The sequence below is a fragment of the Streptomyces sp. V4I2 genome (assembly GCF_030817655.1).
Classification (GTDB): Bacteria; Actinomycetota; Actinomycetes; order Streptomycetales; family Streptomycetaceae; genus Streptomyces; species Streptomyces plumbiresistens.
Window position 1 is genome coordinate 4,862,987 of sequence record NZ_JAUSZM010000003.1, and the last position, 21,625, is coordinate 4,884,611.

A 21,625-nucleotide genomic window follows, 5' to 3' on the forward strand; every position below is an offset into this window, starting at 1 on the left:
CGCCCCGGCCCGGCGACGGCCACCGGCACCCGAGGCGATCAGGAGACCAGCGGCCTTGACCAGGATCACGCAGCCCACGGCCCCATGTCACGTCCCAGCCGAAGCCGAGGAGGACATCCTGCTCGGTGTTGACACCCACAAAGACGTCCACGCCGCGGCCGTCATCACCACGCTCGGCGCCGTTCTGGACGGCCGCAGCTTCCCGGCGACCGCCGAGGGATATCGTCAACTTCTGTCCTGGGCACTCTCGTTCGGCAGGCTGCGGCGAGCCGGGGTCGAGTGCACCGGCTCCTACGGCGCAGCCTTGACGCGACACCTGCGGGCCGAGGGCATCGAGGTGACCGAGGTCAACCAGCCCGACAAGGCCGCCCGGCGGCGCCACGGCAAAACCGACGCCGTCGATGCCGAAGCCGCCGCCCGCGCCGTGCTGTCCGGTCGCGCCACCGCCGCAGCGAAGACGAGTGACGGCCCAGTGGAGATGCTGCGGCTGTTCAAGCTGGCGAAGGGGTCCGCGATCAAGTCCAGGACCCAGGCCATCAACCAGCTCAAGAGCGTTCTGGTCTGCACCGATGCCGAACTTCGCGAGTCCCTGGCAGGGCTGAGCAACCCGAAACTATTCCAACAGTGCGCTCTACTCGCGCAGTCGGAAGTCTCCGGGCCGGCAGGGGCCGCGCGGCACACCTTGAGACTGCTGGCCCGCCGCATCCAGCACCTGACCGAGGAGATCAACGACCTCAACAAGCGGATAACAGAAGCGATCCGAGCAAGAACTCCGGGCCTGCTCGACGTCCACGGCGTCGGCCCGGACACCGCAGCAGCCCTGCTCATCTCGGCCGGTGACAACCCCGAACGCCTCGACAGCGAGGCATCCTTCGCCGCCCTGTGCGGCACCAGCCCGGTCGAGGCATCCTCCGGCAAGACCCAGCGCCGCAGACTCAACCGCGGCGGCGACCGCCAGGCCAACGCCGCCCTCTACCGGATCGTCCTCAGCCGCCTGCGCTGGGCAGGCCCTTCCCAGGACTACCTGCAGCGACGCCTCGCGGAGGGCAAGACCAAACGCGAGATCATCCGCTGCCTCAAACGGTACGTGGCACGAGAGATCTACCGGCATATCGCCCCCGCAAACACCGCGGCACACCCCACGAAACCAGCCCGAGACGCCGCTTGACATCCATAGGGCCCGAGACGCCGCTTGACATCCATAGGGGCATCAACGCCGCAGCGGAGAGTTTCTGGGCCCTGCTCAAGGAAGAGATCGGAACCCGGACCTGGCCCGACCGGGCCACCGCCCGCGCCGAGGTCTTCACCTTCATCGAGACCTTCTACAACCGCCGCCGCCTGCGCAAGCACAAGATCTTCGGCTACCTCACACCGGCCGAGACCAGACAGCGGCATCAACACGCCCTCGCGGCGTAACGAACGAGTGTCCAAGATCACGGGGACACTTCATCCAGCTCCTCACCCTGGCCGCCGACCAGCCTGACTCCTACGAGCTCTACCTGGACGTGGTCACCAGGCTCGACGTCCGCGCGGTAGAGACGGCACTGCTCGCCAATCCTCAGCAGACGGCAGGGGTCCTCAAGGCACTGACCGGACACGCAGCTGGCGACGGGGGCGACTGGGCCGCCAACCAGGAAGAGGCCACCCGAGCCATCTGGTGGTTCCTCAAGGTCGCTCGCCTCGCGGCGGAGGAGGAGCAGTGGCTCATGCTCGACGCCGCGGTCCAAGGGATGTGCGACTGGGACGGCCACTGGGACCGGTGGGACCCGCGCAACAGCATCCGGGACTGGCTGATCACCCTGACCGGGCACGCCGCCGCCACCGTCGCCTCCGCACTCCGCGCCCAGCCGCACGGCGCCCGCTTCTACTACGAAGTGATAGACGACCGCCACGCCGACACTGCCATCCACGCTGCTCAGCGCACCTGAGCAACGGCGGCGCGCCGAAGCTATTGGGCCGAACTGAGATTGAACACACTTCCGACCTCCGACTTCGGTCGGTTAATGGAGCAGCGCGCTCGGCCTGACCACGCGCCTGGGGAAGGAGGAAGGCTCGGGCCAGGCGATCGTGCCGTCGGCGCGTACCAGCAGGGGCGCCGGGTGGCCGAAGCACCGCGTACGGCGCTCCCGACGCGGCGACCGGCGAGAAGCAGGAGGGTCCCGCCCGGGTACGGGTGGGATTCTCGTCATTCAGAGCCTGCGGAAGGCGATCTGGTCAGGCCCAGGGGTTCACCGCCGTGAAGGAACTGTCGGCGCGGAAGGTGTCCGTGGCCTGGTACGGGTCCACGCGTAGCGCGTAGTTGTAGTGCCGGATATAGCGGCCGGGGTAGTTGTACGACTCGAGGCGGACGGAGCCGGAGGTCGTACCCGGTCGGGCGCAGTACGTGGCGTCCTTCTTGAAGATGTCCGTTCCGTTGCTCGTGTCGAACCGGAGGCGGAAGTCCCAGTGGCGCAGGTAGCGGCCGGAGGTGTCGCGGAAGGAGTAGCAGTTCGCGTCGGCCAGGCCTGGGACGATCGTCCAGGTGGCGCTCTGCTTGACGGCGGTGGTGCTGGAGGAGGTCACCGGGTCGGCGTAGGCGAGGCTGTCGGAGCGGACGACGCCGTAGCGGCCGGTGAAGTTGACGGACTGGAGCGAACGGGTCGTGTTGGTCGGCAGGGTGGCGCCGCCGGACACGGTCTCCTTGAGCACGGTCAGGTGGCGGACGGTGCCGCTCAGGCCGGGCAGTTCGGTGGGCGCGGACCAGGTGGCGAAGTTGTCGTAGCTGTCGCTGTACCAGTACTTGGTGGCGCGGTAACCGTCGTAGTAGATCCGCCAGCCGCCGTTGTCGAGCTGGACGAGCGCGGGGCCCTCCACGTAGTCGCCGAAGCCCGTCCAGTTGCCGGTCTTCTGGAAGGTGTACGGACCGGTGAGGTTGGAGGCGGTGGCGTACTCGATGTACTTCGTCGTCTCGTTCTTGGTGAACGCGTGGTAGGTGGAGCCGATCTTGACGATGAAGGTGTCGATGTAGTTGGGGCTGATACCGCTCAGCGCGGTGGGGGTGCTCCAGGCCGTGAGCGCGGAGTTGGTGGCGGTGAGCTTGTACGGCTTGAAGGTGAACTCGCCACCAGCGGTCGTGGACGCCGACAGGATGATGTTGACGCTGGCGTCGGTGTCGACGAACCACTCCGGCGCCCAGGCGCGGGCCAGGCCGCTGATCGGGACCGTGTAGTCGTACAGGAAGGTCCAGTTGAGGCGGTCGGTGGAGCGGACGAAGCCGATTGTGGTGCTCAGCGCGGACCAGGTACGAGTGGTGTAGGTGAGGTAGTAGAAGCCGTCGGTGTGCTTGAAGATGCTGGGATCCCGGATCATCCCGGACGGCGGAACGTAGGCCGGGCCCTTTCGCAGGGTGAACGCGGTGGCGTCAGGCGAGTCGTACACGTACATGTTCGACTCGCTGTTGTTGGTGAACGCGGTCATCGTGTACCGCGTCGCCTGCCCGGCGGGCGGGGCCGCGGCTCCGGCCGTGCCGCCGAGGGCAGTGGTGAGGCCCAGCAGGGCGGCCACCGAGGTGAGGAGGGCGAGGACCGCCCTGAGGGTTCTGTCCAACGCTGCTTGTCCCATTTCTGCGTGAACTGCCCAGAGGTTTGGGTATGTTCGAAATATCGGATATGTGCGCAACTTCGAGGCCGTTCCGTCCGGTGCCCCGTACGGGAAGAGGGGGCACCGGACGGAACTACGCCGTCCGGGAGGTGGGCACCGCTCAGGAGGTGAGCAGCGCGAGGTCCACGGCGTTGGCGATGGCCTGCATGCCGGCGCTGTTGGGGTGCAGATGGTCGCCGCTGTCGTAGGCGGGGAGCAAGCGCGCCGGGTTGGCCGGGTCCCGGAGCGCCGCGTCGAAGTCGATCACCGCGTCGAAGGCGCCGCTGGTGCGGATCCAGTCGTTGACCTGGGCGCGGATGGCGGCCTTGGCGGCGGTCTGCGAGGAGTGCGGCAGGATCGTCCCGCCGATGATTCGGACACCGGCCTGGTGCGCCTGGTCGATCATGGTCTGGTAGCCGGCGATGATCTGGTCGGCGGGGGTGGGGGTGGTGGTGTTGTTGATGTCGTTGATGCCCTCCAGCACGATGGCGTTCTTCACGCCCGGCTGGGTCAGGACGTCGTGGGAGAACCGGGTCCTGGCCGCGATGCCCTGCGGCGCGGACGGGCTGTCGGTGACCACGCGGTTGCCGCTGATGCCCGCGTCGACCACGCCGAGGCGCTGGCCACCGGACTCGGCCTGCAGCCGCCGGGCGAGGTAGTCGGGCCAGCGCTGGTTGGTGTTGTCGGTGGCGCTGGAGCCGTCGGTGATGGAGTCGCCGATGGCCACGACGGTTCCCTTGGCCGTGGGTGACACGACGTCGAGTCCGGCGACGTAGAACCAGCGGGCCGTGGTGGTGGTGAAGTTCGTCGCGGCCTCCTCGGCGGCGTGGTTGCCGGTGCTCGCGGCGGACAGGTAGGAGGTCTGGTGGGCGTCGTTGTGGTAGGTGGAGGCGCCGGTGGTGCCCGGGAGGTAGACGCTCACCAGCAGGTTCTGCTCCGCGACGACCGGCATCGGGATGACGTCGCTGGTCAGTTCCTGCCCCGCGGGGATGGTCGGCGTGGCCGACCGGCCGAAGGTGACGGTGTGCGTGGTGCCCGCGGCCGCGGTGGCGCCGCTGGACTGGACGGCCACCGTGACGGCACCGACCGAGAGGGCGGTCGTGCTGCGCAGGTTGGACAGCCGGATGCGCAGCCCCGCGCCGGAGGTGTTGTTGTGGACGACCATCCGGATGGTCTGCTGGGTGAAGGTCTGGCCGCCGCTGACCATGGCCGGGCCCCAGGTCGCCGAGCGCGGGCGCTCGGTCAGGCTCCACTGCTGATTGGTCTGGCCGTTGCAGGTGTACTGGATGAGCGCGCGGTCCTCCGCGGTGGAGCCGCCGGAGACGTCCAGGCACAGGCCGCTGCGGGCGGAGACGATCTCCGAACCGCTGAAGGTCCAGCTCTGGTTGCCGGCGCCGGTGCAGGGCCACTGGATGATCGCGGCCCCCGCGTTCATGGACCCGTTCTGGACGTCCATGCACTTGCCGCTGTTGATGTTGACCAGCGAGAAGGTGCCGTCGCCGTGGTCGACCGCCTCCCACAGCTGGCCGGGGCCGCCGGAGGCGGTCTTCTGCACGACTGCGGCGCGGTTGGCCAGGGAGTCCGACAGCACGGCGGCGTTCTTGCCGCTGTGCGCCGCTGTCAGCGCGTAGACGTGGCCGCCCTGCGGCGCGCCCGCGGCCGAGGCGTCTGCCGCCGGGACGAGGGCGAGTCCGACAGCGGCCAGACAGGTGGCGGATGCCGTGGCCGTGAGTCTGGCGGCAAGTCTTCGGTAGGTGTGCATGTGCGGCCCTTCTTTGCTGGGTGGGGACGTGCGCGTCTTCTTCGTGGAGACGTGCGGGTCGAGGGGGCTGGGGCGTTCCGGAGGTGACGCTCCGCAGCGTGAACTGCTGGTCGAGCCGGCTTCCGCAGGTCTACTGGACCAGCGCGGCCCCGTCGGCGGAGGCCGAGTCGGCGGCCCAGGAGCCGGCGAGGTGGACGGTGGCGCCGGTCATGTCGCCGAGTGCGGGGAAGCCGTGTGCGCGGACGGCGTGAGAGCGGCGTTGACGTACGGCAGGAGTGGGGCTTGGGCGAAACCCGTGAAGTTCAGCCGGACGTTGATGGTGACGTGCTCGGAGGAATGATGGAATCAGGCACGCGTTCTGGGGGGCACTAGGTGCCCAGGCGCCTCGCGCCCGCAGGGGACCGCCACCGCTGCCCCTCGCTCAGGCCGAGGAGGCGCGGGCCGGAGGGTGGGATCAGGAGGGGATGATCTGCCACTGTTGCTCGGTGCGGCCCGCGTAGGGCTGCTGCTCGACGGCGGCTGCGTTGGCGGTGCTGGCCTCGTCCACGGCGAGCGAGAGCCCGCTGTAGCGGTTGATCAGGAGGTAGTGCCCGTCACCGGTGGGTGTGACGGCCCAGTGCTGCTGGGGGGCGCTGGCGTCTCCCCAGATGCCGGCGGTGCCGCCGTCCGCGCGGGAGAGGCCCTGGATCTCCAGGAGCTTGCCGCTGCCCACGCCCTTGATCTTGTAGTAGCCGTCGCCGGTCTTGATGAAGGTCCACTTCTGGTTCGTCTGGCCGAGCCAGGGCCACTGCTGGATTTTGGTGCCGTTGGTGGTGAGCCTGTTCACCACGTCGGCCGCCTGGCCGCTGTTTCGGTTGACCAGCCGGTAGACGGTGCCGTCACCGGGCAGCGTGGTGGACACCAGCGCCGGCTTGAGCGACCGGCCACCGATCCTGACGCCGCTGATGTTGGCGTAGCCGCCAGTGGCCGCGTTGACCTGGAGCCGTACGAAGCCCACGTTCCGGTTGGGCCACTCGACCAGCTTGGTCTTCTTGTTGCCGGCCCAGGTGCCGGTGGCGACCTGGGTGAAGGTGACCCCGTCGGTGCTGGTGAGGATGGTGTAGGAGGTGATGTCGCCGTCGGTGGAGTCGTTCCGGGCCCACTGCTTGGGCAGATACTCCAGGGTGGAGACGTTGCTCCACACACCGCCGAGGTCGATGGTGATGGAGTGCGGCAGCGGCGCCGGCAGTCCCCAGGTCGACCAGCAGGTCTCGTAGCGTACGTCGCTGAGTCCGTCGATGGCGTTGAGCGGGCCCTCGCCGGTGTGGAAGCCGGTGGCGTACGCGTTGACCGGTGTGACGGGGTGCTCGGCGCGCAGCAGCTGGGTGGGCAGCGGCGGCCTGGAGGTGTTGGGGCTCCATGCCGCGCCGACCTCGGCGATCCGGTTGACGACGTTGGTGTCCAGCAGGCCGTTGCGGTTGGGCGGGCAGTTGAGGATGAAGGAGGTGTACTTCGGTTCCAGGTCGGCCAGATGCGACAGGATCGCCGCCCTGCTCATGAGGCCCTCGGTCGGGGTGGAGGGGTGCCAGAACCAGCCGTTGCTGATGGTCTGCCCCTGCATACCGGCGTAGGTGTTGCCCGCAGGCGCCGTTATCCCCAGCGGCTCCTCGAAGAAGATCGCGTCGCCGAGGAAAGGCTCCATCAGTCCGCCGAGGTCGATCATGACGCAGTCCGGCTGCAGATCCTTCACCAGCGAACGGATCGCCTGGTAGGAGACCGCCTGCTGCCCCATCTGCCATGCGTAACCGTCAGTCATGAACATGTCTATGGTGCCGTAGTTGGTGAGCAGTTCGCGGATCTGACCCAGGACGAAGGTCATGTGGCTGGGCTGGATGGCGTCGGTGATCTGAAGCCCGGACACCTTGTGCCGGCTCTCCCACGCCTCGACGCCGAACGTGCGGTCCCAGACCGAGTAGTACAGCCCGACCTTCAGCCCTTTCGCGCGGAAGGCGTCGCAGTACGCCTGGACGACGTCGTGCTTGTACGAGCTGTTCGCGACGTTCTGGGTGCCGTGCGCGCTCGGCCACAGGGCGAAGCCGTCGTGGTGCCGGGTGGTCAGGAAGCCATAGCTCATCTTCGCGGCGGCCGCGGCGTCGGCCCACTGCGCGCAGTTGACACTCGGCGGGGCGAAGCGGGTGGGGCTCTGGTTGGGTTGCGCCCACTCCTCGTTGGTGAAGGTGCCCAGGCTGAAGTGGTTGAACATGCCGAACCGCATATCGACCATCTTGCCCAGGTTGGTCTGCGCGTCCGCGGCCGATGCCTGCGCCAGCAGGCCGGAGAAACCGGGGACCAGCGGCAGGGCGGTCGCGGCGGTCGCCGCCCCCGCCGCACCGAGAAACGTACGGCGATTCATTCTGGACGAGGACATGTTCCACTCCTGTGGATCGATGGCATTGCTTGCGGTGACGATGTGCGGGGATATTCCGGGCTGGCCGGGTGCAGTGGTGTGCCGGGGGGCAGGCGGCGGGGCCGCCCTGCCAGTCGCGGGCGCTGTCGGGCGGAGCGACGTGCGGGCCGGCCCGGGAGGCGGACCGACGGGCTGCGGCTCTTCCTTTCGGGGCGGGGCCCTGGACGCAAGGGCGAAGCCTGCCGTCGGTGACCGCCATGCCGACGAGCGACTCTTCGGTGGGTGATCGACTCCGACAAGGCCTTCTCCCCGGCAGCTCGGAGGACAGCGCACGGTGTCCTGACAGGCTTTGCGCACCGCGTATGTTTCGGCGAAGGAACATCGGATGTATTAACGGTTACAAATCAGCGATCTGTCTAGGTGTTCGACAGAAATTGCCAGATCAAACCGAAGATCACTGCCGAACCGATGAGTTCGCCTCTCCAGGGCTGAAGTCGCGATACATAGGAGGTCTTGACGGAGCGAAGAGGTCCCGCGCCGCGCTCGAGGCCGCCGACGCCCTCATGGACCGGCTCCCCGAGGGTGAGCGGTCGGACACGTGGCTGACGTACGGCGAGCAGAAGCATCACGTCCACCTCAGCCACGCGTTCACCACGCTCGCGGACACCCGCCTCGCCCAATCAGCCAGGAGCGCGCCTTCGAGCTGTCCGCGCCGACCAGCACCATGACGCGCACCCTGCTGCACATCGACGCCACCGCCTGCTCCCATCACGACGGCGACACCGAGCAAGCGTGCCGTCGCACGGTCGCAGCCCTGACCGCGCTGCCAGACAGCTACCGCACCGGCCTGGTCCGCCGCCGCGCCCTGGACCTGCACGAAGCGATCCCCGCCCAGCACCACCACGAACGCGCCGTACGGGAACTCCGGGACGTCCTCACCGCCTGAATGGCGGGCCGCGACGCGCCTGGGTGCCGCCCAGACCCCCCACCGCCCGGCGATGCCATGTGAAGGTTTCTTCATTTTCAGAGGCCGCTCTCAGGCGTCCCGGTGACGGTGACGCGCACGTACCGTGCCTGGGCACGGAACTGGGCGACCTGGACCTGGCTGGTGCTGGTGGTGGCGGTGCGGTCGGCGAGGAGGGTCCAGGTGGTGTTGTCGGTGGAGCCCTCGATCTTGTACCGGTAGTTGGTGTTGTCGAGCTCCCAGGCGATGCGGGTGCCGGTCAGGGAGCGGGTGGAGCCGAGGTCAACCTTGAGCCAGTGGCCGGTGTTGCCGTTGGCCGCGCACCAGCGGGTGGCAGTGGAGCCGTCGACGGCCTTGGCGGCGGTGTTCCCCTTGGTGGTTTCCTCGCTGCTGGCGGTGGCCGTCTTGCCGACGGCGATGTCGGAGGGCTGCACGGTGCGGTCCAGCGTGACGCCGACGACGCTGTCCTGGGGGTGGCTGGTGCGGTCGATGCCGGTGATGGCGATCTTGCCGTCGCTGACGGTGTAGGACAGGCTGTTTCCGGAGCGTACGTCGAAGACCCGGGTGACCTGCGCGTCGCCGATCGAGGGCGTGGTGAAGGTGGTGCCGCTGTAGCCGGGCAGCAGGTGGACGTAGAAGGTGCTGTCCTTGGAGGTGAAGCCGTACTGGCCGTCCACCGGATGCCAGGGGCCGCCGCGCGTGCCGTAGACGGACTGGCCACAGGCGGTCATGAAGGCGCCGATCTGGCGCAGCAGGGCGGCCTGCCCGGAGGGCACCGTGCCGTGCCGGTCCGGGCCGACGTTGACCATCACCGTCATGTTGCGCACCCACGAGTTGACCAGCAGGCTCATGGCGGTGCCGTAACCCATCACCTTGCCGTCGGAGTTGTAGCCCCACGTGCTGCCGACGGTGAAGACCTTCTCGACCAACTTGCCGGAACGGATGGCCCCGCTCGGCACCGAGGAGCCCTCCTCGTTCCCGTAGTCGCCCATCCAGCCGGAGCGCGGATTGGCGACGATGTCGGGCTGGTGCTTGCGCACCATGCCCATCAGGCCCAGCGGCTTGCCACTGGCGTCGGTCTCGCCGTAGACGGAGTCGACCGGCCACTGGTTGGCGGGGTCCCGGTACTGGCCGGGCTCCCAGAAGAACGCGGCGTCCGCGTCGGAGCCCTTCTCCGCCAGCCAGCCGCCATCCCACCACAGGTCGTCGATGGTGCCGTACTGGGTGACGAGTTCCTTGATCGACTCGTACACCTCGGTCTTCATGATCCGCGCGTTCTCCTTGTGCGCGGGGTCGGTGGTGTAACCCCAGGGGTTGGTCGCGCAGTTGGTGCCGTAGACGTCGTAGTAGCCGGGGTAGCGCCAGTTGATCGGCGAGTAGTACAGGCCCACCTTCAGGCCAGCCGCCCGCACGGCGGCGACGTAGTCCTTGACGAAGTCCCGGCTGAGCGGCGCCTGCCCGGAGTTCCAGCTGCTCGGGTGGTTCAGCGGCCACAGGGCGAAGCCGTCGTGGTGACGGGTGGTCAGCGTGACGTACTTCGCGCCGAAGTCCTTGGCCAGCTGCGCCCAGGCCGCCGGGTCGTAGGCGTCGGCGGTGAACTGCTGACTCGTGGCGTCCGTGACGTAGGCGATTGCCGCATGGCGCACGGAGACGTGGCCGGCGGCTTCCCATCCGCGCAGGTCACCGCCGCAGGCGGGTGGGTCTGCTTCGAGGACGAGGCCGGAGCCTGGCTGAACGGGCCGGTCCGCCGCACCTGGGGCAAGGCCGGGCAGACACCGGTGCTACGGCTGTCCGGGAAGCACAACGGCAAGATCAGCATGGTCGCGTGGGTCTGCTTCAAGGACGGCGAGGAGTCCCGGATGATCTATGCGATCAAGCCGTCGGGCGGCTGCACGAAGAAGGACTTCCCGCGCTTCCTGGCCCTGCTGCACCGCCGCCTGGACGGCCCGGTCACCGTCATCTGGGACAACTACTCCAGCCACATCAGCAAGCACGTGAAGCAGTACGCACAGCAACAGGACTGGCTCACCATCGTCCAGCTTCCCTCCTACGCACCGGAGTTGAACCCCGTCGAGCTGCTCTGGGCCCACGCCAAGGAGAAGATCGCAGAACGCCCGCACCCCGGTGCCCAGTTGCGCTTCACCGACCTCGACGGACTGCGGCCGCTATGCCACGACGCGTCTGCGCGATTCCTCTGCATCGGCCAGCCAAGCCTCCAGCGTCTGCCTCAGCGCGACGGCGAGACAGCCTGAGGCGTCTGGTGAACCGAGGCAGTGCGGCATGACCACGGTGCCTATCGTCGACGACCAGGATCTCCAGCGCTTCGACTTCGCGTGCCGCTGGAGGCCGTGCCCGAGTTCGACGTGGTAGGCGAGGCCGCCCACGGGAGTGAAGTCGTCCGCAAGACCGCCGAACTGTGGAAGCTCAGTCAGCCGCCCCCATCGCGACTCGACCGAGCAGGCCCCTCCTCCAAGGCGACATGATCACTCGACTGGCCCGGCTCTGGAATCCTCCACTGCGTGTGATCGGGCCACAGTAGAACGTTCAGGGCACCCTCCAGGTCCACGACCGTCAGCATGTCGGGCCAGACGGTGCCGTTGAGCACATTGGCGATGACCTGTCGATTGACACCGCTCTTCTTGGCGAGGGCGTTGGCACTGATCCCCTGCTCCGCCATCGCCTCTGCGAGTTTGCGGGCTATGGCCTGCGCGACGAGGGCACCGCGATGTGGCTCCATCACAGCGTGCGGCCAGTCGCCGCTGACGACGAAACTGCTTGGCTTCTTGGCACGTCTCATTCCTCCAGGCACGGCATAAGTGTGACCGAGGCGCACTCCGGATGCGCCCCCCACCCCGTAATGCTACTTGTATAGCAAGTAACGGAGTGTGATCCCCAAGGAAGGCTCATATGAACCAGACCGGCGATCGGGGCGCTGCGCCTCCCGGAATGCCTGGAGGGGCGCCTGCGGTGCAGGGGCCCCTCCGGAATCGTCGCGGTGCGACGCGTAAGACTTGCCGCGCCGACCCGGCAATCGCTGCTACCAGCTTCCGACAGGGCAACTCACCTGCGGGATTGTCCGCCACGACGCAGGTTCGGTGCCATGGGGTCAGCCGGTGCGCCGTGCGGGGAGCAACACCCCTTCAGGAATCGCGAGTTGGGCTGCACTGCAATGTCATCGATTCCCCTGCACCATTGCGCTGGCGTGCCTTACGCTGCCCAGGCGCCCGTCTGTGCGCAGCGGCCACAGGAGGGGCGATGCCGGGTCAGGGATCTACTGCGAAAACCGCGCCCTTGCGGGAACTGCCCACGAACCGAATGGTCGCGTCGGAGCAGCTCGCTGTCGCCTGCACGGTCGGCATCCTGCCGCAGCCGTTCTCGGTGCACGACGTCAAGGTGAAGCTCGGTTTGGACCCCGGGCGCGTCGGGCTCACGATGGCCTTCTTCGAATACTGCGGTCTCGTCACGAAGGCCCCGGGCAGGGGGATGTACAGCGCCACCCGGACAGCGACACACGTGGCGGAGTCATGGGCGAAGGATCCTGAACGCGGCAAAGCCGCACTGCGCAAGGCATGCAACCAGACCTGGTTCACCAAGAGCGCACGGAACAGGCTCGCCCCAGGCCCTGGACTGCGTGACGGCTTGCACGCCCGCTTCATGATGCTGGTCGGGGGCGGCGCCACGCACCGCCGGTCAGTCGACAAGCTCATGGAGTTCATGATCCTGTCCGGGCTTCTGATCGAGGAGCCCGACGGGTTCGTAAGCTGGCACGAAGACATGACACCGCGTCCTCCCGAGGAACGCTCCAGTTCCCCCCGGCCAGGGGACGAGGAGGCATACCAGGAAGACGGCCCAGACACTTCACAGAGCAACAGTTCGTCACCTCGCCGCGGCGAGGACAAATCTCAAACGGAAGAACCTCCCGTTGAGGGAAGCCTCGGTTCAGAGGACCGTCAAGGCCCCTCCGCCGGGGAGTCTCTCCGCGACTCCGGGGACGAGGTGGACGAAGACACAGCCCCGGTCTACAGGGACGACCCGACCGAGCTCCTCGCTGACCCGCTCTGGCTCAGGTATGTCCGCCACATGACGCCGGACGAGGCCAGGAGATTGCATCAGCAGCTCCACGGGGTACTGAGCATCCTCGCCGAGACACGCGCCCGGGCCGACACGGGCGCTCCGAGCGTCGAGCTCGATCAGCCTTATCACCTGGCGGACCTGGGGCGAGTGAGCCTGACGACCTGGCTCAATGTCTACGCGTCCAGTAGGGAGATGTCCGCGTTCATCCCCTCGATGAGGAGCCGCCAGTCGAACCCCCAAGCATGAGTTCGGGTCCGGAGATGCGACTCCCCGGCTAAGGATCACGCCTCTCCGGACCCGCCACCGTCACCCCATCAACCTCGTCGCGGCGCAAACCGCGAGGAAGGGGGCTTTGGCGTGCCCTCACGCAGAGCGAGAGCCACCAGTTACGGTAGCGCGCCAGCGCGCCGTACCCCATACGTTTCGCTGATTCCCCAGCTCACGCTCCCGCCCCAGGGGGCCAATCGGTCCGTCCCAGGGGGAGGTCGTCGTGAGTAGGGTCACTCTGCGGTCGGCCCTACAACAGGTCGCCCGGAAATGGCTGGAGAAGGTCACCCACGGGACTCTCAGTCCTCAGACGGCAGACTCCTACATCACCAATGCCGAAAGACTTCTCCGGTTCACCCGCGCCCTCGGCTTCGAACGCCTCGACGACGTCACCGACATCGTCGCCCAGGCCTTCATCGACGCACCCGGGCACAACCGACAAGGCCAGCTGGTCACTTGCCCGGCGGACAGTACCCGCCGGGTCCGCCGGTCATCGGTCGACGCCCTCTTCGCCGAAGCCCGGCGGCTCGGACTGACTACTCGCGCACCTCTACTGGACTGCCCTCCGATCCCCCGCTCGCAACCGCGGCCCGTCGGCGTTCTGACGGACGCCGACATCGATCAACTCCGTTTTTACGCCGAACGAGGGATGCCTCAGACCAGGCATGCTGCAGTACTCGGGCTGCTGTTGTGCGGCCTTCACACCGGCGAGATCGGCCTGACCGGAGCCACCGATCTCGACCTCGCCAACGAGCGAGTCTGGGCTGTAGGCGCGCGGCGCATCACCGCCCGCTACTGCCCGCTCGACGACCCATGGAACCGGGAAGTCCTCCGACTGCGCGCTGACTACGTCCAGCGCCAGTCCGGTTCGGAACACCCCGAAACACTCACCACGAACGGCACCGCTCCCGCTTACCGGCTGCAGGCCAGCACCTGCACCACCTTCGGCGAGGTCGTGCGCGCCAGTGGTATCGCTCCCGAAGGCCAGTCCGCGGCGCCCGGTGACGTCTCCAGCTGGCTGGCCGCCAAGATCCTTACGGAGACCGGCCAGATCGCCGAGGTAGCACTGCGTCTCGGTCTCGCCTCGCTGGACCGTGCCGCCAAGCTCGCCGGCTACGACTGGCATCCAGCAGAGGAGGAAATCTGATGGGGGCGCCGAAGCGGCGTACCTCCGCCTCCAAGTCCAAGAACAAGCGGAAACCGGACTACGTCATGGGCCCGGTGCCCAGAGACATCTTCAGCCTCAGCTGCCCAGAACCACCCGGTCCTTCCGCCCGGTCCCTGACCGAACTGGAACGCCTTCGACTTCTTGTCGCCAATCCCGATCTGTACGACGTGGCCGACAAGGTCTTCCCTGCGCGCACGCCGGGAACCTGGGGTCGTCGCCCCTCGTACCCTCCCTTCATTTACATGATCTTTCTCGCCGCGATCTCCATATTCGACACCGCTGAGATGGCCTGCGCCAGCTTCCAGGAAGAGTACGTATGGAAGACCGTCCGCGAAGGCATACGAGAGTTTCGGGGTGACGCCGCGGCGGACGCCCTCCCCGAACTTGGCCCCCAACGGCATCACTGGCACGATTTCAGACCCAAGATGCTGGACGTGCTACAAGAGCTTCGAGAGGCCAGCCGCGACGCCTGGATAAACCAAGCACTCACACAGGGATTACTCGCAGAGAAGAGACGAGGCACCCTGGTGCGTCCGCATCGCAGCCAAGTCATCACCGGTGACGGTACCGTCGCAAAACCGGCCTCGGATCAGACTGAAGAATTCACCATAGACAAGAAGACCGGGAAACTGAAACGTCACAGGGTCGACCCGGACGCCACGATGCAACTGGAAGGCGGGGACCGAGAAATCTACGGCAATAAAATTGTCTCGTTCTCGGTCCGCGACGAATGCTCACCACACAGTCGCGTGATCCTCAGCGTAGACACGGCGCGACACCAGTCCGAAATGCTGGATCCAGACCGTCAGGAAGAAGCTCGGGTCGCAGTCCGTCTGGCCAAGGAGATACGCGCGCGTGCTCCAGGAAACCACACCATTGTCTACGACAAAGCCTGGCGAGGTAAGCATCGCTCTCCACTGATCAGGACTGGCTTTACGGTCTTCACGCGCCAATACGACGGACTCAAGCCGCAACCCCTGAATAAGTATCGATATCCATCCGCAGGATGCACCCACGATGTCTACGCGGCTGAAGGGCGCGCATGTGATCGGTTGCTCACCGTGGAGGGCAAGACCCTCTACAGCCCGATCCCCGTCAAGGACGTCGAATTCAGGGAAGGAAACGAGAGTCGCTTTTACCACGTCCTGGAGATCCCCTGTCGATACGGACCGCACACAGAACGGATTCCAGTGTATGAAACTCGCGAGGATCAAGCACTTGATCCGAGGACGAAGCGTCCGAGGTTCAACAGGACCGAACATCTTAGAATCATTCCACCGGAAACGGAGGCCGGAAAACGCCTCATCGGATTCCGCCAGGACAGCGAATCGACATTCTCCACGCTGGACGAAACGCATCGCCTCCGCCGCATCCCTGCATACGGGGCCGATGGCGCCCTACTGGTCTACATCGGCTACGCCTGGGCCAAGAACTCCGTGGCCCTCGGGATCACCAAGCGGACGAGATAGACGCACGGCCCGACCACGCGCCCCAGCACAGCCTCGGTCGGCCGCCAGTCGCTCGACGGTGCCGTGTGACGCCCCGGCGCGCTGCTGGCACCCGCTAGACTGTGGGCGGTGCCCCACTTCAACGGAGGCACCCTGTGGATGTTCGGGCCCCAAGGGGCGGAGATCGCCCCACTTCGGGTGGATTTCCAACACCTTTGACCACACATCCCCGCCTTCGTAGCTCAGGGGATAGAGCACCGCTCTCCTAAAGCGGGTGTCGCAGGTTCGAATCCTGCCGGGGGCACCAGGCGAAAGGCCACCTATCGATCTTGGTAGGTGGCCTTTTTGCGTCCAGTGACGTCCAGGTCTGACATGGACATGGGCGGTCCTGGCGGCCAGGGCGTCTCCAGAGCAGCCGGTGGCGGTGCCGTGGCGGAGATCGGTCACTGGCGGCTGATCGCGCGGGATATACCGGCGGTGACCGTGGTGGCCAGGATCCATCCGGCCGCGATCAGTCCATAGGCCAGCCATTGCCCGGTGCCGCGTGGCGCGAAGGCGCCTTCCTGCCCGAACGTGATGATCGGCACCAGCAGATCGAGTGCGTAGAAGATGGCGTTGAACTCCGGTGCCTTGCCGGCTTCGAGCGGGGCGGGGGGATACAGGCCGAAGAACAGCGCGCCGCAGATGAGCAGTGCCACCAGCCACAGACCTGCGCGGAGCGGCCGGTAGCCGTAGCCGACGGCTGCGTCCTGGACATGACCCCAGGCGCGGGTGTGCGGGGAGAGGGTGGTAAGGCGGTGGCGCTGTTTGGCGAGGAGCACCGTACGGGCTTCGTCTTCGTGCCCGAGCTTCCGGTAAGCCGCTGCGAGTTGCTCATACGGCTGTGGGAGGTAGCCGCCGCTGGTGCGCCGGATCCATCGGACTCGCTCGGCGGCCGGCAGCGGGAACGCGAGGGCGTCGTACGTCGTCTCGGCCAGCCGGAGGTCGGCGGGCCAGGTGCCTGGGGCGTCGTATAGCGTCCCCAGTCGGGCGTTACGTGCGTCCACCACGCCATCGATCGGCCGCTGGGTGCGCAGGTCAGTTTCCCGGGCCTGGGTCGCACGCAGGGACAGAGCGGTGCCGTCGGCGTGGGCCAGGCTGGCGTCGCGGAAGCTGAGTTCCGTACCGATGCGCGTGCCGTCGAGTTTGATGCCGCCGTCGACGGTGAGGCCGCGGCCGAGGTCGAAGTTGCGGCTGACCATGACATCGACCGCTTCCAGGGCGGTGTCGCCGGGGTTGCTCAGCCGGGCCCCGCAGAAGCCGATGGCTGCCCCGACCGTGGCACCGGAGAGGATGATCCGACCCTCGGCGCTGAACCCCGGGTGGAAGGTGAAGTCCTCGGTGATCTGGACGTGGTAGGCGTCCAGGGCGTGACCGCCGGGGTCGCGTAGCGAAGCGCCCTCCAGATCGCACTCGCCGTCGATGGACGCTCCGGACAGCCGGAAGCGCCCCTCGACAGCCAGGTTGGTGCACAACACATCGCCGCCCACCTGGGCGTGGACGGCGGATATCGCCTCGCCGTCGGGGAACGTGATCACAGTGTCACGAAGGTCCAGATCGCCGTTGATCTGGGTGCGGGTGAGCACCAGAGGCCCCGTCATGTGGCAGCGAGAGAGCACCAGCCGGGCGTCGATCTGCGCAGTTTCGGCGACGAGACCGGGTAGACCGCAGCCGGTCATGACCAACTCGCGGGTCCGAGCGCCCTGCAGATAGGGCGCTTCGTCGAAGCGGCAGTCGGTCAGGACGACAGGCACGGCGATCTCGGTGAACCGGAGATCCAGGCGGCTTGTGATACGTGCACCGGTCAGGCGCAGTGCAGGGCGGTCCCCCGGAGCGTGATCAACGCCGGCGCCCAGCAACAGCGCCGCAATGACGTCGGCCCGGACCACCACTTCCGCCGATGCCGGGTCTTCGAGGACGTCGACGGTGCGTCCTTGAGAGAAGGAGTCCCACAACCGCCGTTCGAGAGCGTTGAGTTCGTTGAGGTGCACGATCGACGATCTTCCTGGTGCGGCGATGTACCGGACAAGCCCTTTCGAAGTCCGGGTTGTGGCCGCCACGGGCGGCGCCTCGGCGACCCGGGTGAGGCGGTGGGCGGAGCGGGGCAAGCCGTTACTCGAACAGGTGCCGGTGCGCTCGGCTCCATGCCACCTTGTGTTCGAGGTCCCGCAGGTATCCCTCAGCCACCCACGTAGCCTGGGGTTCGTGGCCGAGGCCGCCGAGACGGCGCACTCTTTCGGCGTTCGCCTGCTGCTCGGCGATGACGGCGTCGACGATGCCGTCGGTGGAGGAGAGGCCGTAGGCGGTGCAGAACTCTTCCAGGCGCCGGCGGCGGTTGGGCGGCTGCGCGAAGTGCAGCCATCGCAGGCACTCGGCATCGTCCCGGAACGGCGCGACGTACTGCAGGGCGTAGGCAACGTCATGCAAACGTGCTGCTGGGCGGGCGAAGTCCCAGTCGATGATGCCCACAGGCCGGTGGCCCTGCCAGACCACGTTCCATGGGCCGAAGTCGCCGTGGGAGATCACTTCACCGTCGGCGGGCGTGACCGAGCCGACCGCCCAGGCGGCCTCGTCGGGCGGGACGAAGTCAGCAATTGCGTCGTGGTAGTCGCGCAGCAGCCGGGCGAAGGCAGTCAAGCCTTCGTCCTGGACGACCTTGGCCCACCCCAGCGGCCCCGACTCCCCCTCGATGTAGCTGAGAACCTCGCGGCCTTCCTCGTCGAATCCCAGAGCCCTCGGGGCATAAGGGAAGCCCACCGCTTCAAGATGGCGCAGCAACGCGTGCACGGTCTGCGTCCAGGGTTGAGCGGGCCTGCGGACGGTGTCGCCGATGCGCACGACCTGTCGGTGAGCGTGATCCTGCAACACGTCTTCGTTCGTCACCGGCACGCCGCTATCCAACAGCCCGGACGCGCGGCATGCGGATTATTGCGTGGTGTGCTGCTCGACGCCGCGTAATTGGCCACCGGCATAGGGCTGTTGAGAGACTCGGGGCCATGGGATCTTGGGACTCTCTGGGACCGGCTGTGCTGTCTTTGGCAGGTGTCGCGTTGGGTGCGGTCGGGACGCTCTTCGGGCAGTACTTGGCGTCGCGGGCGAGTTCGCGCCAGTTGGAGGCCCAGCAGTCAACCGCGCACCGCTCTGAGCTCAAGGTCGTGATCCTGAAGTTCCTGGACATCGCGTTCCGGGTGCAGAAGGCCACGTCGGCCCTTCCACACGGAGGTAGCGGTGGCGCAGACAATGCGATCACTGAACTCGTGGAGGACATGTGGCTCGCGCATGCGGAGATCGATCTCGCTGCCAGGACCGAGCCACTGCGCGGTGCCGCCTACCGCTTTACCGCCCGCCTGACCGAGGCGGCTCGCGGCGAAGGCGCCGACAGGGCCGTACTGCACAGGGCGCAGGTCGAGTTCATGAACGCCGCCTATGACGATCTGTGGCCCGGTCAGCGGAGGTCGGCGGAGGGCTCCAGCGCCTCTGACGGAGGCGGCCTCGGGCTTCTGGTCCGGGGCCGTTTGCGTGAGCGGACGGGGAGTTGATCTCCCGAATGCCGCCCGCCGGATCAGCGTCATCCGGCACGGACACTTCCGCCTTGTCTCGCTCGCCCGCCGCTGCGGAAGCGGCTTTTTCGGGGACGGCACGAGCCCGAGGTACGAGCCGGGCTACAGCCTCGGCGATCGCCAGAGCCGCCTCGGGCAGTCTCCTGGATGTCCTTCAGGTCGGCGGCCGCGTGGGCCAGCGTCGCGTGCCGTGGCGGAGATCGTGGAGCCGGACGGGTGGGAGGCCGATCTCCTCATGCAGTTCGACGAACCGCCGCGTGACAGTGACGGGGTTGAGCATCTCGCCGTTCTCCTTGGTGAAGACGCGACCCGTTTCCGCCCAGGCGCTCCCCCATTCCTAACGGTCCTTGTCCTGCTGGGCGCGATGCCGCTTGAGGGCCTTGACCGTGTCGGAGTCGAAAGCGATGGTCCGCGCGTCGGCGTGGGTCTTGGGGTCGTCCTCCTACACCTCCCAGCCGTCAACGACGAGTTGCTTGGCGACGGTGATGAGCCCGCATCCAGGTTGGTGTCGGTCCACAGTGGCCACCCTCGTGGTGGCGGACGCCGCCGCCGGAGGAATGATTTGTCCGGCACTCCCGGGTCCCACAGGGACAGTACGCTGATTACAGCGGGATCAGGCCCGCCCCACGGGTGTCCGGGAGGAGCGTCATGACTGCCGAGACGATGGCCCCTGCGTGGATGCATGAGCAGATCACTGCGGAACAGTACGACTCCTGGTCCGAGGAGCAGTGCGCGGGGATCGAGATCGTGGACGGGATGGTCGTCGTGAGTCCCAGTGCGTCCAAGCGGCACAACCGCCTCGCCCGGATCCTGGCGAACGCGCTGGATGCCGCGGCCGGACCGGACTGGAACGCCGACACGGACTTCGATGTCCGCCTCCAGGACGTGCCACTCACCAACCGCCGCCCAGACGTCGTGATCTATCGGGCCGACACCATCGACGTCACACCCACTCGCCCCGAGCATGTGCTGTTGGTGGCCGAGGTCGTCTCGCCAGGGTCGGAGACCACTGACCGGATCGTGAAAGTGGACCAGTACGCCAAGGCTGGTATCGCGTTCTACTGGCGGATCGAGCAGGCCGCCACCGGCGTTCCGCTGATCTACACCTACGTCCTCGACCCGGCGACAAACAGTTACCGGACCGGCGACATGTTCACCGGTGTCGTCAAGGTTTCCGCTCCCTTCACCGTGGAGATCGACCTCGGTCGGCTCTGACTCGCGCTCAAGCGTCACCAGTGCGAGCCTCCGCGCGTGAGCGATGCGTGAGCGGACGGTCCGGATCGGAGCGCCACGAGGAGGAGCGATCGGTCTGCCACGCGAAGCCGACCAGGAAGAACGGCACCACATAGCAATGCCAGGCAACGGGTGTCGCAGGTTCGAATCCTGCCGGGGCACCAGCCAAAAGGCTCCGGACCGATCATGGTCCGGGGCCTTCGACGTCAAGGCTGACATCAACGAGGGCGGTCACTGACGACCGGAGCGCGCCCTCTGAGCAGGTTGTCCGGTCCCGCGGCGGCTGCGCTGCGCCATGCCTGCCGGTACTGCTCGAAAGCCGGTTCCCGTCTCGCAGGTGCCAGTGACCTTGCCGTTGTCATCCTGGGCCTGACCAGGGTTATTGGGTACCGGTTTCGGCCTTGTGCAGCATCTGGGCCAACAGCAGGGCGCCTCCCGTCGCTGCCCCTACCGCCCCCGCGGCCAGGAAACCTCGGGAGGAACGCCAGGACAGCACCGACCACCTCGACTGCGCGGAAAACAACGATCCCGTACTCAGCCACGAACCGGTTGAGATCAGCGACAGGGAGGAACCGATCGAGCCGACCGACAGGGCACTTCCGATCGAACCGACGGACAAGGCCGAACCGACGGACCCCACGGACAGCACCGATCCCACTGAGCCGATCGACAACACGGAGTCCTGTGACCACAACGACAGCACCGAACCGGAGGAGGCAAGACGGACCGACCGTACGGAAAGCTTTGTCATGGGGCCATCTTGCCGCTGGTCGCTCTGTCCCGGGAGGTTGTGGACGGATGGCGCGGGTCTCGGGTGAGGACCTTCCGGCATCTGGCTCGCTGCGTCGCGGGGCCGATCCCGTTGGGGGTCCACGCCGGCTGTCGGCGCCCAGATCGGCCCGAACCGCGACTACGCCAGACCCCCGGGAGTGGTCACCCAGTTAGGGTGCGCCGCATGACCAACGATGCCCCGGCCTGTCCCGAGCGCAGCAAACCATGGAATCTGGCGATGCGCACCGGCCTGCGGACCGCCGACGAGCCCGCCCGCCACCTGGCCGCGGTCAGGTTCGTCGACCGCGTCGGCCGACCTGCGCCCACATGAGAAG

19 protein-coding genes, 1 tRNA gene and 1 pseudogene are annotated in these 21,625 nt (G+C 67.1%); 13 read left to right on the plus strand and 8 right to left on the minus strand.

Annotated elements, in window-relative coordinates:
* Positions 1–55: 55 nt before the first annotated feature.
* From QFZ76_RS22830 to QFZ76_RS22840, 3 genes are all read left to right on the plus strand, one after another.
* Complete coding sequence (locus QFZ76_RS22830; protein ID WP_307675490.1) at positions 56–1,168, plus strand: IS110 family transposase; 1,113 nt, start codon at positions 56–58, stop codon at positions 1,166–1,168.
* On the plus strand, positions 1,165–1,416 hold the full coding sequence (locus QFZ76_RS22835; RefSeq protein WP_307675491.1) for an IS3 family transposase: 252 nt from the start codon (positions 1,165–1,167) through the stop codon (positions 1,414–1,416). Before QFZ76_RS22830 ends, QFZ76_RS22835 begins: the two co-directional genes overlap by 4 nt.
* Positions 1,417–1,505: 89 nt before the next feature.
* Positions 1,506–1,928: a hypothetical protein gene (locus QFZ76_RS22840; RefSeq protein WP_307675492.1), complete on the plus strand. Its 423-nt coding sequence runs from the start codon at positions 1,506–1,508 to the stop codon at positions 1,926–1,928.
* Positions 1,929–2,214: 286 nt separating this feature from the next.
* On the opposite strand, the gene QFZ76_RS22845 is transcribed toward QFZ76_RS22840, so the two are convergent.
* The 3 genes from QFZ76_RS22845 to QFZ76_RS22855 all read right to left on the minus strand — a co-directional run bounded on the left by QFZ76_RS22845 (position 2,215) and on the right by QFZ76_RS22855 (position 7,787).
* Positions 2,215–3,585: a glycoside hydrolase family 43 protein gene (locus tag QFZ76_RS22845; protein ID WP_307675493.1), complete on the minus strand. Its 1,371-nt coding sequence runs from the start codon at positions 3,583–3,585 to the stop codon at positions 2,215–2,217.
* Positions 3,586–3,739: 154 nt separating this feature from the next.
* Entirely contained in the window at positions 3,740–5,380 is a 1,641-nt protein-coding gene (locus QFZ76_RS22850) for a GDSL-type esterase/lipase family protein (protein ID WP_307675494.1), read from the minus strand.
* 454 nt (positions 5,381–5,834) lie between these two features.
* Entirely contained in the window at positions 5,835–7,787 is a 1,953-nt protein-coding gene (locus tag QFZ76_RS22855) for an alpha-L-fucosidase (protein WP_307675495.1), read from the minus strand.
* A gap of 703 nt (positions 7,788–8,490) precedes the next feature.
* Between QFZ76_RS22855 and QFZ76_RS22860 the strand changes: the two genes are divergently transcribed.
* On the plus strand, positions 8,491–8,712 hold the full coding sequence (locus tag QFZ76_RS22860; RefSeq protein ID WP_307675496.1) for a hypothetical protein: 222 nt from the start codon (positions 8,491–8,493) through the stop codon (positions 8,710–8,712).
* 77 nt (positions 8,713–8,789) lie between these two features.
* On the opposite strand, the gene QFZ76_RS22865 is transcribed toward QFZ76_RS22860, so the two are convergent.
* The gene (locus QFZ76_RS22865; protein WP_307675497.1) at positions 8,790–10,376 is read right to left on the minus strand and encodes an alpha-L-fucosidase; all 1,587 of its coding nucleotides are present in this window, start codon (positions 10,374–10,376) and stop codon (positions 8,790–8,792) included.
* Between QFZ76_RS22865 and QFZ76_RS22870 the strand changes: the two genes are divergently transcribed.
* Together QFZ76_RS22870 and QFZ76_RS22875 are read left to right on the plus strand one after the other, a co-directional pair.
* Entirely contained in the window at positions 10,368–10,982 is a 615-nt protein-coding gene (locus tag QFZ76_RS22870) for a transposase (protein WP_307675498.1), read from the plus strand. The genes QFZ76_RS22865 and QFZ76_RS22870 overlap by 9 nt on opposite strands.
* A gap of 28 nt (positions 10,983–11,010) precedes the next feature.
* Positions 11,011–11,147: pseudogene (locus QFZ76_RS22875) on the plus strand (DNA-binding response regulator); the annotation flags it as partial.
* Between the two features lie 11 nt (positions 11,148–11,158).
* Here QFZ76_RS22875 and QFZ76_RS22880 read toward each other — a convergent pair.
* Complete coding sequence (locus QFZ76_RS22880; RefSeq protein WP_307675499.1) at positions 11,159–11,527, minus strand: helix-turn-helix transcriptional regulator; 369 nt, start codon at positions 11,525–11,527, stop codon at positions 11,159–11,161.
* A 458-nt stretch (positions 11,528–11,985) separates the two neighbouring features.
* On the opposite strand from QFZ76_RS22880, the gene QFZ76_RS22885 reads away from it, so the two are divergent.
* The 4 genes from QFZ76_RS22885 to QFZ76_RS22900 all read left to right on the plus strand — a co-directional run bounded on the left by QFZ76_RS22885 (position 11,986) and on the right by QFZ76_RS22900 (position 15,994).
* On the plus strand, positions 11,986–13,050 hold the full coding sequence (locus QFZ76_RS22885; protein WP_307675500.1) for a hypothetical protein: 1,065 nt from the start codon (positions 11,986–11,988) through the stop codon (positions 13,048–13,050).
* 244 nt (positions 13,051–13,294) lie between these two features.
* Complete coding sequence (locus QFZ76_RS22890) at positions 13,295–14,218, plus strand: hypothetical protein (RefSeq protein WP_307675501.1); 924 nt, start codon at positions 13,295–13,297, stop codon at positions 14,216–14,218.
* Positions 14,218–15,708 carry a hypothetical protein gene (locus QFZ76_RS22895; RefSeq protein WP_307675502.1) on the plus strand — a complete coding sequence of 497 codons (1,491 nt, stop codon included), beginning with the start codon at positions 14,218–14,220 and terminating at the stop codon, positions 15,706–15,708. Before QFZ76_RS22890 ends, QFZ76_RS22895 begins: the two co-directional genes overlap by 1 nt.
* Positions 15,709–15,918: 210 nt before the next feature.
* A tRNA-Arg gene (locus QFZ76_RS22900) sits at positions 15,919–15,994 on the plus strand.
* 136 nt (positions 15,995–16,130) lie between these two features.
* Here QFZ76_RS22900 and QFZ76_RS22905 read toward each other — a convergent pair.
* Together QFZ76_RS22905 and QFZ76_RS22910 are read right to left on the minus strand one after the other, a co-directional pair.
* Entirely contained in the window at positions 16,131–17,717 is a 1,587-nt protein-coding gene (locus QFZ76_RS22905) for an oxidoreductase (RefSeq protein WP_307675503.1), read from the minus strand.
* A gap of 121 nt (positions 17,718–17,838) precedes the next feature.
* Complete coding sequence (locus QFZ76_RS22910) at positions 17,839–18,615, minus strand: aminoglycoside phosphotransferase family protein (RefSeq protein WP_307675504.1); 777 nt, start codon at positions 18,613–18,615, stop codon at positions 17,839–17,841.
* 266 nt (positions 18,616–18,881) lie between these two features.
* On the opposite strand from QFZ76_RS22910, the gene QFZ76_RS22915 reads away from it, so the two are divergent.
* Both QFZ76_RS22915 and QFZ76_RS22920 read left to right on the plus strand, forming a co-directional pair.
* Complete coding sequence (locus QFZ76_RS22915) at positions 18,882–19,265, plus strand: hypothetical protein (protein ID WP_307675505.1); 384 nt, start codon at positions 18,882–18,884, stop codon at positions 19,263–19,265.
* A gap of 669 nt (positions 19,266–19,934) precedes the next feature.
* Positions 19,935–20,501 (plus strand): Uma2 family endonuclease, encoded by a 567-nt coding sequence (locus tag QFZ76_RS22920; RefSeq protein WP_307675506.1) that lies wholly within the window; start codon positions 19,935–19,937, stop codon positions 20,499–20,501.
* 397 nt (positions 20,502–20,898) lie between these two features.
* On the opposite strand, the gene QFZ76_RS22925 is transcribed toward QFZ76_RS22920, so the two are convergent.
* Positions 20,899–21,270, minus strand: a complete 372-nt coding sequence (locus tag QFZ76_RS22925; protein ID WP_307675507.1) for a hypothetical protein — start codon at positions 21,268–21,270, stop codon at positions 20,899–20,901.
* Positions 21,271–21,474: 204 nt separating this feature from the next.
* Between QFZ76_RS22925 and QFZ76_RS22930 the strand changes: the two genes are divergently transcribed.
* A complete protein-coding gene (locus QFZ76_RS22930; protein WP_307675508.1) occupies positions 21,475–21,621 on the plus strand; it encodes a hypothetical protein in 147 nt (48 codons plus the stop codon).
* Positions 21,622–21,625 lie beyond the last annotated feature (4 nt).

Bases quoted from the DNA above. Each gene is read 5' to 3' on its own strand.
- QFZ76_RS22850 (WP_307675494.1), bottom strand. From the start codon at position 5,380: ATGCACACCTACCGAAGACTTGCCGCCAGACTCACGGCCACGGCATCC.
- QFZ76_RS22855 (WP_307675495.1), bottom strand. From the start codon at position 7,787: ATGTCCTCGTCCAGAATGAATCGCCGTACGTTTCTCGGTGCGGCGGGG.
- QFZ76_RS22860 (WP_307675496.1), top strand. From the start codon at position 8,491: ATGACGCGCACCCTGCTGCACATCGACGCCACCGCCTGCTCCCATCAC.
- QFZ76_RS22870 (WP_307675498.1), top strand. From the start codon at position 10,368: ATGGCGCACGGAGACGTGGCCGGCGGCTTCCCATCCGCGCAGGTCACC.
- QFZ76_RS22880 (WP_307675499.1), bottom strand. From the start codon at position 11,527: ATGAGACGTGCCAAGAAGCCAAGCAGTTTCGTCGTCAGCGGCGACTGG.
- QFZ76_RS22885 (WP_307675500.1), top strand. From the start codon at position 11,986: ATGCCGGGTCAGGGATCTACTGCGAAAACCGCGCCCTTGCGGGAACTG.
- QFZ76_RS22895 (WP_307675502.1), top strand. From the start codon at position 14,218: ATGGGGGCGCCGAAGCGGCGTACCTCCGCCTCCAAGTCCAAGAACAAG.
- QFZ76_RS22920 (WP_307675506.1), top strand. From the start codon at position 19,935: ATGACTGCCGAGACGATGGCCCCTGCGTGGATGCATGAGCAGATCACT.
- QFZ76_RS22925 (WP_307675507.1), bottom strand. From the start codon at position 21,270: ATGACAAAGCTTTCCGTACGGTCGGTCCGTCTTGCCTCCTCCGGTTCG.
- QFZ76_RS22930 (WP_307675508.1), top strand. From the start codon at position 21,475: ATGACCAACGATGCCCCGGCCTGTCCCGAGCGCAGCAAACCATGGAAT.